At 69.3% G+C, this 13,561-nt stretch carries 11 protein-coding genes; 1 reads left to right on the top strand and 10 read right to left on the bottom strand.

Annotation, left to right across the window (positions count from 1 at the left end):
- Positions 1 to 16: 16 nt before the first annotated feature.
- Positions 17 to 442, top strand: coding sequence for a DUF5313 domain-containing protein (locus tag A9X04_RS07935; RefSeq protein ID WP_067919107.1), 426 nt, complete (start codon positions 17 to 19; stop codon positions 440 to 442).
- 5 nt (positions 443 to 447) lie between these two features.
- On the opposite strand, the gene proB is transcribed toward A9X04_RS07935, so the two are convergent.
- The 10 genes from proB to A9X04_RS07885 form a co-directional block, all read right to left on the bottom strand.
- Positions 448 to 1,551: a glutamate 5-kinase gene (gene proB, locus A9X04_RS07930; protein ID WP_067919105.1), complete on the bottom strand. Its 1,104-nt coding sequence runs from the start codon at positions 1,549 to 1,551 to the stop codon at positions 448 to 450.
- A complete protein-coding gene (gene obgE / locus A9X04_RS07925) occupies positions 1,548 to 3,089 on the bottom strand; it encodes a GTPase ObgE (RefSeq protein ID WP_067919102.1) in 1,542 nt (513 codons plus the stop codon). Before obgE ends, proB begins: the two co-directional genes overlap by 4 nt.
- A gap of 98 nt (positions 3,090 to 3,187) precedes the next feature.
- On the bottom strand, positions 3,188 to 3,442 hold the full coding sequence (gene rpmA, locus A9X04_RS07920; protein WP_046186480.1) for a 50S ribosomal protein L27: 255 nt from the start codon (positions 3,440 to 3,442) through the stop codon (positions 3,188 to 3,190).
- Positions 3,443 to 3,489: 47 nt separating this feature from the next.
- A complete protein-coding gene (gene rplU / locus A9X04_RS07915) occupies positions 3,490 to 3,801 on the bottom strand; it encodes a 50S ribosomal protein L21 (protein WP_007169506.1) in 312 nt (103 codons plus the stop codon).
- Between the two features lie 203 nt (positions 3,802 to 4,004).
- Complete coding sequence (locus A9X04_RS07910; protein WP_067919100.1) at positions 4,005 to 6,851, bottom strand: Rne/Rng family ribonuclease; 2,847 nt, start codon at positions 6,849 to 6,851, stop codon at positions 4,005 to 4,007.
- A gap of 326 nt (positions 6,852 to 7,177) precedes the next feature.
- Positions 7,178 to 7,588, bottom strand: a complete 411-nt coding sequence (gene ndk, locus A9X04_RS07905) for a nucleoside-diphosphate kinase (RefSeq protein WP_067919098.1) — start codon at positions 7,586 to 7,588, stop codon at positions 7,178 to 7,180.
- A gap of 72 nt (positions 7,589 to 7,660) precedes the next feature.
- Positions 7,661 to 8,011 carry a DUF4233 domain-containing protein gene (locus A9X04_RS07900; RefSeq protein WP_067919096.1) on the bottom strand — a complete coding sequence of 117 codons (351 nt, stop codon included), beginning with the start codon at positions 8,009 to 8,011 and terminating at the stop codon, positions 7,661 to 7,663.
- On the bottom strand, positions 8,008 to 9,462 hold the full coding sequence (locus A9X04_RS07895) for a folylpolyglutamate synthase/dihydrofolate synthase family protein (RefSeq protein WP_067919094.1): 1,455 nt from the start codon (positions 9,460 to 9,462) through the stop codon (positions 8,008 to 8,010). The genes A9X04_RS07900 and A9X04_RS07895 overlap by 4 nt, the downstream gene beginning before the upstream one ends.
- Positions 9,463 to 9,469: 7 nt before the next feature.
- Entirely contained in the window at positions 9,470 to 12,127 is a 2,658-nt protein-coding gene (locus A9X04_RS07890; protein ID WP_067919093.1) for a valine--tRNA ligase, read from the bottom strand.
- 62 nt (positions 12,128 to 12,189) lie between these two features.
- A complete protein-coding gene (locus A9X04_RS07885) occupies positions 12,190 to 13,449 on the bottom strand; it encodes a trans-acting enoyl reductase family protein (RefSeq protein WP_067919091.1) in 1,260 nt (419 codons plus the stop codon).
- Positions 13,450 to 13,561 lie beyond the last annotated feature (112 nt).

The raw sequence follows: 13,561 nt of genomic DNA, 5'->3' as shown, positions 1-13,561 counted from the left end.
CCTCATAGGAGCCGCCATGACCACCGCCAAGACCAAGCCCAACATTTGGCAACACGTCGCCTATTCCTACGGCCGGACCCTGCCCAGCTCGATGCGCGACTGGGTCGCCAACGACCTGGCGGGCAAGGGCGCCGTGCGCCGGCACATGATCCGGTGGGCCATACCACCGCTGTTCGTTCTCGCGCCCTTCTGGCTACTGCCCGCTTCGCTGTATGTGCATAGCGAGATGACGGTGCCGCTCTACATCTGGGCACTGCTCATCTCGCTTGCGCTGAACAAGGTTTGGCGTCGACACCGGCTGGCGCAGCATGGCCTCGACCCGAACCTGGTCGACGTGATCAAGAACAAGAAACAAGCGAAGATGCACGAGGACTACGCGCGCCGTTTCGGGCCGCGCCCGGAATCGGCGGCGTGGCAGGACAACAGCAACCCGTTCAGCTGACGGGCTTACACCGCCACCAGGTCGTCGGCGTGTACCGCGGGCCGGCGCAGCTCACCCGGCAGCTCGGAGGTCGACCTTCCGATCATGGTCGCCAGTTCGGTGGCGTCGTAGGCCACCACACCGCGGGCCACCATGGCCGCGTCGGGGCCGCGCAATTCGACGACGTCTCCCGCATAGAACCGGCCCGACACCCCGGTGATGCCGGCGGGCAGCAGCGAGCGGCGCTGCGCCAGCACCGCGCGCACCGCACCCTCGTCGAGCGTCAGCGCACCGGCCGCCTCGGCGGCATAGCGCAGCCAGAACCGCCGCGCCGACATCCGTTGTGGCCGTGCGGCGAACACCGTGCCGACCGAGGCATCGCTCAGCGCGGTGCCAGCGTCGGCCGCGGCGGCGAGCAGGACCGGAACCCCGGCGTCGGCGGCCAGTAGCGCCGAGGACATCTTCGATACCATTCCGCCGGTCCCCAGGTCGCTGCCGGGGCCCGCGACCACCCCGATCAGATCGTCCGCCCCGGATACCTCGGCAATGAACTTGGCGCCCTTGGTCTTTCGCGGATCGGCGTCGTAGAGCCCGTCGATGTCGGAGAGCAACACCAGGGCTTCGGCGCCGACCAGGTGAGCCACCAGCGCCGAGAGGCGATCGTTGTCGCCGAACCGGATCTCGTTGGTGGCCACCGTGTCGTTCTCGTTGACGATCGCGACCGCGTGCAGGGCCCGCAGCCGGTCCAGGGTGCGCTGGGCGTTCGTGTGCTGCGCCCGCATGGAGATGTCGTGCGCGGTCAGCAGCACCTGGCCGACCGTGCGACCGTACCGCGCGAACGCCGCGCTCCACGCGTTCACCAGCGCGACCTGCCCGACGCTGGCCGCGGCCTGCTTGGTCGCCAGATCCTTGGGGCGACGGGTCAAGCCGAGCGGTTCGATGCCGGCGGCGATGGCGCCCGACGAGACGATGACGACATCGGTGCCCGCCTTCATGCGCGACTCGATGGCGTCGGCCAGCCCGGCCAGCCGGCCGGCGTCGAATACCCCGGACGGGGTGGTCAGCGCGTTGGTCCCGATCTTGACCACCAGGCTGCGCGCGGTGCGGATGGCCTCGCGGTGCGGGGTCACGACTCGTCCCCGCGTTCTCTGGTTCTGCGCCGCTCTCCCCCGCAAGCGGGAGGTGCCCCCTCCGCATCGCTGCGTCCCCCGCAAGCGGGAGGTACCCCCACTGCATCGTCGCCGGCGCGCCGCTGACGGCGGGCCGCCTTGCGCTCCGCGGCGCCGGCGCGCTCAGTGCGTTCCAGTCGCACGTCGGTGCCTCTGCCGGACATCGCAACGTGTTGTCCCGCAGGTGTTTGGGGCTCCCAGTCGAACGTCATGTCCCCGATGGTCACGGCGCACCCGGGTTGGGCGCCCAGCCGCAACAGTTCCTCCTCGACGCCCAGCCGGGCCAGCCGGTCGGCGAGATAGCCGACGGCTTCGTCGTTGTCGAAGTTGGTCTGCCGAACCCACCGCTGCGGCCGGGCGCCGCTGACCACGAAGCCACCCTCCCCGTCCGGCTCAACCGTGAAGCCGCTGTCGTCGACGGGAACCGGGCGGATGACCGGCCGGCGCGGCACTGCCTGCGGCCGGGCGGCGTTGTATTCCGAGATCATCCGCCAGAGCCCGAAGATCAACGGCTGCAACCCTTCCCGCGACACCGTCGACACTTCGAACACCGGCCAGCCGCGCTCGGCGATCTCGTCGCGGACGAATTCGGCGAGCTCCCGCGCCTCGGGTACGTCGATCTTGTTGAGCACCACCGCGCGGGGCCGCTCGGCGAGGTCGCCCAAAGTCGTGTCGCCCCGCAGGGTGGGGGTATACGCGGTGAGTTCGGCTTCCAGCGCGTCGATGTCGGAGATGGGGTCGCGGCCGGGCTCCGACGTGGCGCAGTCGACGACGTGCACCAGCACGGCGCAGCGCTCAATGTGCCGCAGGAAGTCCAGACCCAGGCCGCGGCCCTGCGATGCGCCGGGGATGAGGCCCGGCACGTCGGCGACCGTGAACGTGTGCTCGCCGGCCGACACCACCCCGAGATTGGGCACCAGCGTCGTGAACGGATAGTCCGCGATCTTCGGTTTGGCCGCCGAGATCGCCGACACCAGTGACGATTTGCCGGCCGAGGGAAACCCGATGAGACCGGCGTCGGCGACAGTCTTGAGCTCCAGCGTGAGGTCTCGCGCTTCGCCCGGTTCGCCGAGCAGCGCGAAGCCGGGAGCCTTGCGGGCGCGCGACGCCAGCGCCGCGTTGCCCAGCCCGCCACGGCCGCCGGCCGCCGCTTCGAAGCGGGTGCCCGCTCCCACCAGATCGGCCAGCAGCCGGCCGTTTTCGTCCAAGACCACGGTGCCGTCGGGGACTTTGACTTCTAGATCCGTGCCCGCCGCTCCGTCACGGTTGTTGCCCATGCCCTGTTTGCCCGACGGGGCGGTGACGTGCGGATGGAAGTGGAAGTCCAACAGGGTGTGCACCTGCGGATCGACGACGAACACGATGCTGCCGCCGCGGCCACCGTTGCCGCCGTCGGGACCGCCCAGCGGCTTGAACTTCTCGCGGTGGACCGACGCGCAGCCGTTACCGCCGGAACCCGCACGCGCGTGGATGACGACCCGATCGACGAATCGAGGCATCAGATACCAGCCCTTCGAAAGTCACGCCCGGGCGACAACACCTCGAGAAGCCGCCGCAGCGATTTCCCGCGCGGGGCGCGATGCCCCGGCTCGCGAGGCTAGACCTGGGGCGTGATGCTGACGGTTTTGCGTCCGCGCTTGATGCCGAACTCGACGGCGCCGGCAGCCTTGGCGAACAACGTGTCGTCGCCGCCACGCCCGACATTCAGACCGGGGTGGAACTTGGTGCCGCGCTGACGCACGATGATCTCGCCCGCCTTGACGATCTGGCCGCCGAATCGCTTGACGCCCAGCCGCTGAGCGGCGGAATCGCGACCGTTGCGCGAGCTCGAAGCGCCCTTCTTGTGTGCCATTTCTGTGGTCTCCGCTCAGTCTTGTCTGTTCTTCGCCTGACGGCTCATCACTTGATTCCGGTGACCTTCAGGACCGTCAGCTGCTGACGGTGTCCCTGACGCTTGTGGTAGCCGGTCTTGTTCCTGAACTTGTGGATACGGATCTTGGGGCCCTTGGTGTGCTCGAGCACCTCGCCCGTCACCGCCACCTTGGCCAGCGCGGCGGCGTCGGTGGTGACCTTCGCGCCGTCCACGACCAGGGTCACGGGCAGCGACACGTTCGCGCCCGGGTCGGAGTCGAGCTTTTCGACCTTGACCACGTCCCCGACGGCGACCTTGTACTGCTTGCCGCCCGTCTTGACGATTGCGTAGGTCGCCATCGTTGCTCCTGCCTTCTTTCCTCTGCTCAGCCGCTTCTTCGGCTCTGTCGCGCGCGAGCCACCGGCGGTGAGCTCAGTGGGTCTGGGTTGCGGGTCCACTCCGATTGCCCGGTGGCCCGCTGTCGCCGGCCAAAGTCCACACGGCCTGGCGACAACTGTCCTAGGGTACTTGACCAGCGGCTACAGGGTCAAACCGGGCCAGGTCAGTCCACGTGGATCGGCGGGCCGGCCGGCCGGCGCATCGCCGAGCGGCGCCGCGGACGCCCGAACCCGGCCTCGCCGGACGACTCGGGCCCGTCGTCGGAGTCCGAGTCGGAGTCATCCTCGACGTCCAGGTCGTCGTCGTCCATCTCGAGGTCTTCGTCGTCGTCGCCCAGGTCCTCCTCGTCATCGAGGTCCTCGTCGTCGTCATCGAGATCGTCGTCGGCCTCTTCGTCGGTGTCTTCGTCGGTGTCGTCGTCGGTGTCCTCGTCAGACTCCTCGAAGTCCTCCTGGTCGGCGTCCTCCATGTCGGCCGCGTCCGCCGGCTTCTGCTCGTCGAACTCGGTGGTCGCTTCCTCGGCGGCCTCGTCGGATTCCTCGTCGTCGCGGACCGCAGTTCCGCCGGCGGCCATCGCCTTGAACATCGGGTGCTCGCCGGGGGCGTGCGCGGGCACCTTGGCCACGATGGACTGTTCCGACGGCTCCTCGGCCCCCTTCTTCTTGGAGCGCCTGCCGCGGCGACCCCCGGACTCCGACTTGCGCCCATTGGAGGGGGTCGAGTCCACCGGGTCGGTGTGCAGCACGATTCCCCGGCCGCCGCAGTGGGTGCACGACGTGGAGAAAGCCTCGATCAGCCCGGTACCCAGCCGCTTGCGGGTCAGCTGGACCAGGCCCAGCGACGTCACCTCGGACACCTGATGGCGGGTGCGGTCGCGGGCCAACGCCTCGGTAAGCCGCCGCAGCACCAGGTCGCGGTTGGACTCGAGGACCATGTCGATGAAGTCGATGACCACGATGCCGCCGATGTCGCGCAGCCGCAGTTGGCGCACGATCTCCTCGGCCGCCTCGAGGTTGTTCTTGGTGACAGTCTGTTCGAGATTGCCGCCGGAGCCGGTGAACTTGCCGGTGTTGACGTCGACCACGGTCATGGCCTCGGTTCGGTCGATGACCAGCGTGCCGCCCGACGGGAGCCACACCTTGCGCTCCATTGCCTTGGCCAGTTGCTCGTCGATGCGATGCACCGCGAAGACGTCGGGCCCGGCCTGACCGTCCGGGCCGCTGGGCGGCTCGTACTTGCTCAGTTTTGAAACCAGATCGGGCGCAACGGAATTCACGTATTCGGTGATGGTCGTCCACGCTTCGTCACCGGAGACGATCAGCCCGGCGAAGTCCTCGTTGAACAGGTCGCGGATGACCTTGACCAGAACGTCGGGCTCTTCGTACAGTGCGACCGCCGCACCGGCGGCCTTCTCGCTGATCTCGGTCGCCTTGGCCTCGATTTGCTTCCAGCGCTCCTGCAGCCGGGTGACGTCGTTGCGGATGTCGTCCTCTTTGACTCCCTCCGAGGCGGTGCGGATGATCACCCCGGCATCGGACGGCACCACCTCGCGCAGGATCTCCTTGAGCCGCTGCCGTTCGGTGTCGGGCAGCTTGCGGCTGATCCCGGTCGACGACGCACCCGGCACGTACACCAGGTAGCGGCCGGCGAGCGACACCTGGGTGGTCAGCCGCGCGCCCTTGTGCCCGACGGGGTCCTTGCTGACCTGGACCACGACGTAGTCGCCCGGTTTGAGCGCCTGTTCGATCTTCCGGTCGGACCCGCCCAGCCCCGCCGCCTCCCAGTTGACCTCGCCGGCGTAGAGCACACCGTTGCGGCCGCGGCCGATGTCGACGAACGCCGCCTCCATCGAGGGCAGGACGTTCTGCACGATCCCGAGGTAGATGTTGCCCACCAACGAAGCGGAGGCGGCCGACGTCACGAAGTGCTCGACGACGATGCCGTCTTCGAGCACGGCGATCTGGGTGTACCGGGCGCCCTGGTGCGGCGGCTCGGTGCGGACCCGGTCGCGCACGACCATGATCCGTTCGACGGCCTCGCGGCGGGCCAGGAACTCCGCCTCGGTCAGCACCGGCGGGCGGCGGCGTCCGGCGTCGCGCCCGTCGCGGCGCCGTTGCCGCTTGGCCTCCAGCCGGGTGGAGCCGTCGATGCCCTTGATCTCGGCGTTCGACGAGCCGTTGCCGCCGTCGCCGCCGTTCTTGCCGCTGCGTGGCGGGCGCTCGTGCACCACGGTGTTGGGGGGGTCGTCGGGCGAGGGGCTCTCGTCGCCGTCGTCACCGGAGCCCGACTTGCGCCGCCGGCGCCTGCGGCGGCGACGGCTGGCACCCTCCGCCGAACCGTCGTCACCGGTGTCGGAGTCATCGGAGTCCGAATAGTCGGAGCCCTCTTCGTCGTCGCCGTCCTCGGTGTCGGAGGTGTCGCCTCGGCCCGCCTTCTGGCGCCGCTGGGGCTCTTCGTCGTCACCGGCGTCGTTCTGGTTGTCCGGTCCGCCCTGCTCACCGCGGCCGCGGCCGCGGCCGCGGCGGCCACGACGCCGCCGACGGTTGGCCGGCCGATCGGCCTGCTCGTCGTCTTCGTCGTCGGCATCGGAGTCGTCGGAGTCGGCGCCATCGTCGGCGTTCCCGTCGTCTTCGTCCGCCTCCAGCGGCTGCGGCGCGACGAACAGCGGCATGTAATGCGGCCGCTCCACCGCGGTCTCGAGCATCAGCCGCGATTCGGGTTCCGCGGCGGCTTCGTCGCCCTCCCCGCCGCCGACGGCGGCGCCGTGGGCGTCCTCCGCACCGGCGTCGGGCTGGGCGGCCAGCAGATCGCGTACCCGCACCGCGTCGTCGCGGTCCACGGTGGAGTGCGCGCTGCGGATGCGCCCGTCGAGGGCGCTCAACGCGTCCAGCACCCGCTTACTGGTGGTCCCCAGCGTGCGTGCCAGTGAATGAACTCTCAGGCGGTCAGGCAGTTCGTCGTGCCGGGTCGGCTCTTCGGATGACTCTGCGGATGGTGCACCGTCTACCACGTATTCTCCTCAAGCCCCCGGGCGCGTCATGGCGACGCGGCCACGCGAGGGCTTCGCTATGGGCCCGGGTGACTTCCCCGGGCTTGTGATGGTCTCGCCCCGAGCGGTTCGCGGAGAACGCACTCGGCGCCGTGCTGAATGACGGCCTGACATGCCGCGCACCAACGCGGGGTGGCGATGATCGCGCTTGTCTAAGTCTTCATTCGGGTGTCCGACGCCGGTCCGGCGACGTTCACCCTCCATCAGTATCCCACATCACTCGGCAAGCCAAGCCGCCCCCGAGCGAACGCGCCGTCAACAGCGTGGCGCGGCCCGTTTGCTGGGCGCTACGCGTCGGGAAACCAGAGCGCGATTTCGCGCTTCGCGGACTCGGCCGAATCCGACCCGTGCACGAGGTTGAACTGGGTCTCCAGCCCGAAATCGCCCCGGATCGTGCCGGGGGTCGCCTTGTCCACCGGGTCGGTGCCGCCCGCGAGCTGCCGAAACGCGGCGATCGCGCGCGGTCCCTCGACGATCGCCGCCACCACCGGCCCCGAGGTGATGAACTCCAGCAGCGATCCGAAGAACGGCTTGCCGTCGTGCTCGGCGTAATGCTGGGCGGCCAGGTCCTCGCTGACGCGCCGCAGCTCGAGCGCGGCAATGGTCAGGCCCTTCCGCTCGATGCGGCTGATGATCTCCCCGACCAGCTGCCGCTCGACGCCGTCCGGCTTGATCAATACCAGGGTCCGTTCGGTCACGGCCGACAGCGTACAGAACGGCGCGGGAATCGGCCGGGCGGCGGCCGCGGCAGCGGCGGTCGGTGGCCTCCCCTACCCCTGCCGGCGCCGCACCTCGGCCCGGAAGTACGCGATGAGGGCCCACAACCCGGTGAAAAGCACCCCGATGAACCCCACTCCCGGATACACCGCGAAGCCGGCGAGGAGCAGCAGTTGAACGCCCAGGTTCACCCAGATCGCCCAGGGTTTGCGCTGCACCCCGCCCAGCAGGATGAGCAGCGCCGCCACGCCGATCAGGTAACCCAGCGTCACCGGCGTCAGTCCACCGCCGACCGCGCTCACCACCGGAATCGCCAGCAGCACGACGATCGCTTCCAGGAACAACGTTGCGGCCATCACCGCGCCGAAGCTCTTCCAGGGGTCAGCCCGGTTGCGGTCGGTCATTCCGGATCCCGGCCGAACAGGGTGCGTGCGGCCCCGGCGGTGACGACCGAACCGGTGATGACGATGCCCGTGCCGGAGAAGGCCTCGGCGTCCCCGGCCACCGTGGCGTCGTCGACCAGGGCGGTCGCGACGTCGATCGCGTCGCGCAGGTTCTCGGCGGTGGTGACTCGGTCGGGCCCGAAGCGCTCCCCCGCCGCCAGCGCCAGCGACTCGACGTCCAGGGCCCGCGGCGACCCGTTCTGGGTCACGACGACGGCATCGAACGCCGGCTCGAGCGCGGCGAGGATGCCGTGGACGTCCTTGTCGGCCAGCACGCTGAGCACACCGACCAGGTATCGGAAGTCGAATTCGTCGCTGAGTGTCTGCGCCAGCGCGGTGGCGCCGGCCGGGTTGTGCGCGGCGTCGATGAACACGGTGGGCGCGCTGCGCATGCGTTCCAGGCGGCCGGGGCTGGTGACGGCGGCGAATCCGGCCCGCACCGCGTCGACGTCGAGTTGCCGCTGCGCGCCGGCACCGAAGAAGGCTTCCACCGCCGCGAGCGCCACCGCCGCATTGTGCGCCTGGTGTTCGCCGTGCAGGGGCAGGTAGATGTCGGAATACACGCCGCCCAGGCCCTGCAGCTGCAGCACCTGGCCGCCGATCGCGACCTGACGCCCCAGGACGGCGAACTCCGAATCCTCGCGGGCCACCGCCGCGTCGGCGCGCACGGTCTGGGCCAGCAGCACTTCCATCGCTTCGGGCGCCTGACGCGCGATGACGGCGACGGTGTCGGGCGCGCCGTCAGGAGCCTTGGTGATGATGCCGGCCTTCTCGCCGGCGATACCGGCGAGATCGTCGCCGAGGTATTCGACGTGGTCGATGCCGATCGGGGTGATGACCGCGACCGGCGCGTCGACGACGTTGGTGGCGTCCCACCGCCCGCCCATGCCGACCTCGATGACCGCGACGTCGACGGGCGCGTCGGCGAACGCCGCGAACGCCATGGCGGTCAGCACCTCGAACTTGCTCATCGCCGGTCCGCCGGCGGCTTGGGATTGCGCGTCGATCATCTGCACGAAGGGCTCGATCTCCCGATACGTCGCGACGTACTGCGCCGGGGTGATCGGCCGGCCGTCGATCGCGATGCGCTCGACCGCCGATTGCAGGTGCGGGCTGGTGGTCCGGCCGGTGCGCCCGTGCAGGGCGGTCACCAACGCGTCGACCATGCGTGCCACCGAGGTCTTCCCGTTCGTGCCGGCGATGTGGATGCAGGGATAGGCCCGTTGCGGCGAGCCCAGCAGGTCCATCAGCCCGCTGATCCGGGTCAGGCTCGGCTCGATCTTGGTCTCCGGCCAGCGTTGGTCGAGCAGATGCTCGACCTGAAGCAGCGCGGCGATCTCGTCCGGGGTGGGAGCCAGGTCGGTGGCGCCGTTTTGGCGGTCGTCTTCGGGCCAGTCGGGGGGCTCGGTCATCGAGAACTCATTGCAGCCCGGCCAGCCGCGCGGTGATCCGGTCGGACTCGTCCCGGGCCACGCGCTGACGGTCCCGGATCTTGTCCACGACGTTCTGCGGGGCCTTGGACAGGAAGTCCTCGTTGGCGAGTTTGGCGGTGGTGGACGCCAGTTCCTTTTGCGCCGCGGCGAGGTCTTTTTCCAGGCGGCGCCGTTCGGCGGCGACATCGATGGTGCCCGAGGTGTCGAGTTCGACGACGACCGTGTGGTTCATCTGGGGGCCCAGCCGCACCTCCAACGACACCGACGACTGGAAGTCTTCGCCCGGCGCGGTGAGCCAGGCCAGCGACGACACGGCGGCCACCTGTGCGCCCAGGTCCGCGGCGTCCACGCCGCCCAACCTGGCCGGCACCTTCTGCCGGTCGGCCAGGCCTTGATCGCTGCGGAACCGGCGAACCTCGGTGACCAGCCGCTGCATATCGCTGATCCGTTGCGCCGCAACGGGGTCCGAATCGATACCCGAGGATTGCGGCCAGGCGGCGATCACCAGCGATTCCTGGCCGGTCAGGGCCTGCCACAACGCCTCGGTGAGGAACGGGATGACGGGGTGCAGCAGCCGCAGCAGGGTGTCCAGCACGGCGGCGAGCACCGCGGTGGTGTGAGCGTTCCCCTCGGCCAGCTGCGTCTTGGCCAATTCGACATACCAGTCGCAGAATTCGTCCCACGCGAAGTGGTAGAGCGCCTCGCAGGCGCGGCTGAACTCGTAGTCGTCGAGGGCCGAATCTACTTCGGCGCGAACCTCTTCCAGCCGTCCCAGGATCCACCGGTCGGCGTCGGTCAGTTGGTCCTGCGCCGGCAGCGGCGCGACACGGGCGCCGTTGAGCAACGCGTAGCGGGTGGCGTTGAACAGCTTGGTGCAGAAATTGCGCGACGCCCGCACGGCGTCCTCGCCGACGGCCAGGTCGCCCCCGGGGTTGGCGCCGCGGGCCAGCGTGAACCGCAGGGCGTCGGCGCCGAAGCTGTCCATCCAGTCCAGCGGGTCGACGACGTTGCCCCTGGACTTGCTCATCTTGCGGCCGAACTCGTCACGGATCAGTCCGTGCAGGAACACGTCGGTGAACGGCACCTGCGGTCCGCGGCGACCGTCGAGCGTGATGGCGTCGTCGTCGCCGACGAAGGTGCCGAACATCATCATGCGAGCCACCCAGAAGAACAGGATGTCGTATCCGGTGACCAAAACGCTTGTCGGATAAAACTTTTCCAGCTCCGGTGTCTTGTCCGGCCAGCCCAGCGTGGAGAACGGCCAGAGGGCCGAGGAGAACCAGGTGTCCAGCACGTCGGGGTCCTGCTCCCAGCCCTCCGGCGGGGTCTCCTCCGGGCCGACGCACACCTGCTCACCGTCCGGCCCGTACCAGATCGGGATGCGGTGGCCCCACCACAGCTGCCGTGAGATGCACCAGTCGCGCATGTCGTCGACCCAGCTGAACCACCGCGGCTCCATGCTGGCCGGGTGAATCACGGTGTCCCCGTTGCGAACCGCGTCCCCGGCGGCCTTGGCGAGCGACTCGACCTTCACCCACCACTGCAGCGACAGGCGCGGCTCGATGACCTCGCCGCTGCGCTCGGAATGTCCGACGCTGTGCAGATAGGGCCGCTTCTCCTCGACGATGCGGCCTTGCGCCGCGAGCGCGTCGCGCACCGCCGTGCGGGCCTCGAACCGGTCCATGCCGTCGAATTCTGTTCCCGTATCGGCGATGACGGCCCGGGCGTCCATGATGCTCGGCATCGGCAGGTTGTGCCGCAACCCGATCTCGAAGTCGTTGGGATCATGGGCGGGCGTGACTTTGACCGCGCCGGTGCCGAACTCGGGATCGACGTGCTCGTCGGCGACGACGACGACTTGGCGATCCAGGAACGGGTGCGGCAGCATCGTCCCGACCAGGTTCGTGTAGCGCTTGTCGTCCGGATGCACGGCGATGGCGGTGTCACCCAGCATCGTCTCGACCCGGGTGGTCGCCACCACGATGTGTGGCTCGTCGTCGTTGAGCGAGCCGTACCGGAACGAGACCAGTTCGCCCTCGACCTCGTCGTAGACGACCTCGATGTCGGAAATGGCCGTCTGCAGCACCGGGGACCAGTTGACCAGCCGCTCGGCCTGATAGATCAGCCCGGCGTCGTAGAGCCGCTTGAAGATGGTGCGGACCGCGCGCGACAGGCCCTCGTCCATGGTGAACCGGTCGCGGCTCCACGCCACCCCGTCGCCGAGCCGGCGCATCTGACCGCCGATGGCACCGCCGGACTCCCGCTTCCAGTCCCACACCTTTTCGACGAACAGCTCCCGGCCGAAGTCCTCTTTGGTCTTGCCGTCCACCGCGAGCTGCTTTTCCACCACGCTCTGGGTCGCGATGCCCGCGTGATCCATGCCCGGCTGCCACAGCACCTCATAACCCTGCATCCGTTTGCGACGGGTCAGGGCGTCCATCATGGTGTGTTCCAGCGCGTGGCCCATGTGCAGGCTGCCGGTCACGTTCGGCGGCGGCAACACGATCGAGTACCCGGGTTTGGCGCTCGTCGGGTCCGCCTCGAAGTAGCCCGCGTCGAGCCATCTCTGGTAGATCGCGCTTTCGGCGGCGCCCGGATCCCACGACTTGGGCAGGTCGGTGGCGGGGCTGCGGCTGGCGGTCACCCGTCAATTCTAGGGAGCGCCGTTTACCTGTGTGTGAGTGCCCAAATCGCAGGTGAGCCGGGTCACTTCCCCAGCCGGTCGACCTGCAGCGTCACACCCGCGGCGGGGAACCGGGCCAGCAGGGCATCGCCCATCGCCGCGGCGGGGGTGAGGACGCCGTGCAGATCGGGCAGCTTGTCGCGGTCGAAGGCGAGCGCGAGGCCGCACTCCCCCAACAGCACCGAGGTCGCCTTGTAGCCGGGGTCGCCGCGCTGCTCCATGCGCGCGACGTAACGCGCGCCGGTGGTCGTGGTGGTGTAGGTCTCGATCTTGTAGAAGCCGCGCTCGCGCGCCGCCGGGCTGGGGCCGGTCCCGGGCTTGGGGACGATCCGCTCCACCAGCCGGCGCGGCAGCAGCCGGAAGTAGCGGCTGCCCAGTCCGAAGGTGGCGTTGGCGACTCCGCCGACCGCGGCGGACGCCAGCGGCGCCAGCGGCGAGGACCCCAGGCTCATGCTTTCGGTGTAGCGGAACTGGCGGCCGTACGCCCAGTCCAGTAATGCGTTGCTGCGCCGCACGATTCGGGTGTTGTAGGGCGCCATCACGAATCCCGACGTCCATACGCCGGTCAGTTCCGGTGCGATCTGACGGCCCCGGCGCCACGGCAGGTCGGGCTGCGGTCCGATCTCCGGTTCGGCGCTGCGGTCGGTGCTCAAGGTGTACGGGTCGGCGAGCTGACGACGGGCGTCGGGATCGCGGGATGCGGTGTCCAGCACTTCCAGCATCGACGCCACGGTTCCACCGGACACGCCACCCGAGAAGGACCGGACCACCAGGTCGGTCTCGCCGAGTTCGCCGGCGCCGTCGTCTCGCGCCGCCCGGTAGAGCGCATACACGCTGAGGTCCGAAGGGACGGAATCGAATCCGCAGGCGTGCACGATCCGTGCGCCGGTGTCGGCTGCCTGCTTGTGGTAGCAGTCGATGCTCTCGCGGACGAACATCGCCTCGCCGGTCAGGTCGGCGTAGTCGGTCCCCGCCGCCGCGCAGGCGGCCACCAGCGGCAGCCCGTAGCGGGTGTACGGCCCGACCGTGGTGATGACGACCCGGGTGCGGCTGGCCATCTCATTCAGCGTGGACGGCGACGAGGCGTCCGCGGCGACCAGCGGCCAGGACCGCGCGGATTCACCTAGGGTGTCGCGAACGGCCCGCAAGCGCTCGGTCGATCTGCCGGCCAGCGCCACCCGCGTGCCCGGCCCGGACCGGGCCAGGTATTCAGCGGTCAGCTTCCCGACGAAGCCGGTCGCCCCGTACAACACGATGTCGAATTCGCGCGGCGTTGCGGTCACGGGCCCGACGCTACCCCCGCAGACAAGTAGTGGGGGGGGGGGGGGCGGCGGCAAAGAAAAAAGAAAAAGAAAAAAAAAAGGGAGGGGAAGAGCACAACGCGCCAACCAAGAA

The organism is Mycobacterium sp. E3247 (assembly GCF_001667785.1).
In the GTDB taxonomy this organism is placed as follows: Bacteria; Actinomycetota; Actinomycetes; order Mycobacteriales; family Mycobacteriaceae; genus Mycobacterium.
Note: the sequence above shows the minus strand (reverse complement) of the source record. Positions and strands in the feature narration are given on the sequence as shown.

Bases quoted from the DNA above. Each gene is read 5' to 3' on its own strand.
- A9X04_RS07935 (WP_067919107.1), top strand. From the start codon at position 17: ATGACCACCGCCAAGACCAAGCCCAACATTTGGCAACACGTCGCCTAT.
- obgE (WP_067919102.1), bottom strand. From the start codon at position 3,089: ATGCCTCGATTCGTCGATCGGGTCGTCATCCACGCGCGTGCGGGTTCC.
- rpmA (WP_046186480.1), bottom strand. From the start codon at position 3,442: ATGGCACACAAGAAGGGCGCTTCGAGCTCGCGCAACGGTCGCGATTCC.
- rplU (WP_007169506.1), bottom strand. From the start codon at position 3,801: ATGGCGACCTACGCAATCGTCAAGACGGGCGGCAAGCAGTACAAGGTC.
- A9X04_RS07900 (WP_067919096.1), bottom strand. From the start codon at position 8,011: ATGACCGACCGCAACCGGGCTGACCCCTGGAAGAGCTTCGGCGCGGTG.
- A9X04_RS07895 (WP_067919094.1), bottom strand. From the start codon at position 9,462: ATGACCGAGCCCCCCGACTGGCCCGAAGACGACCGCCAAAACGGCGCC.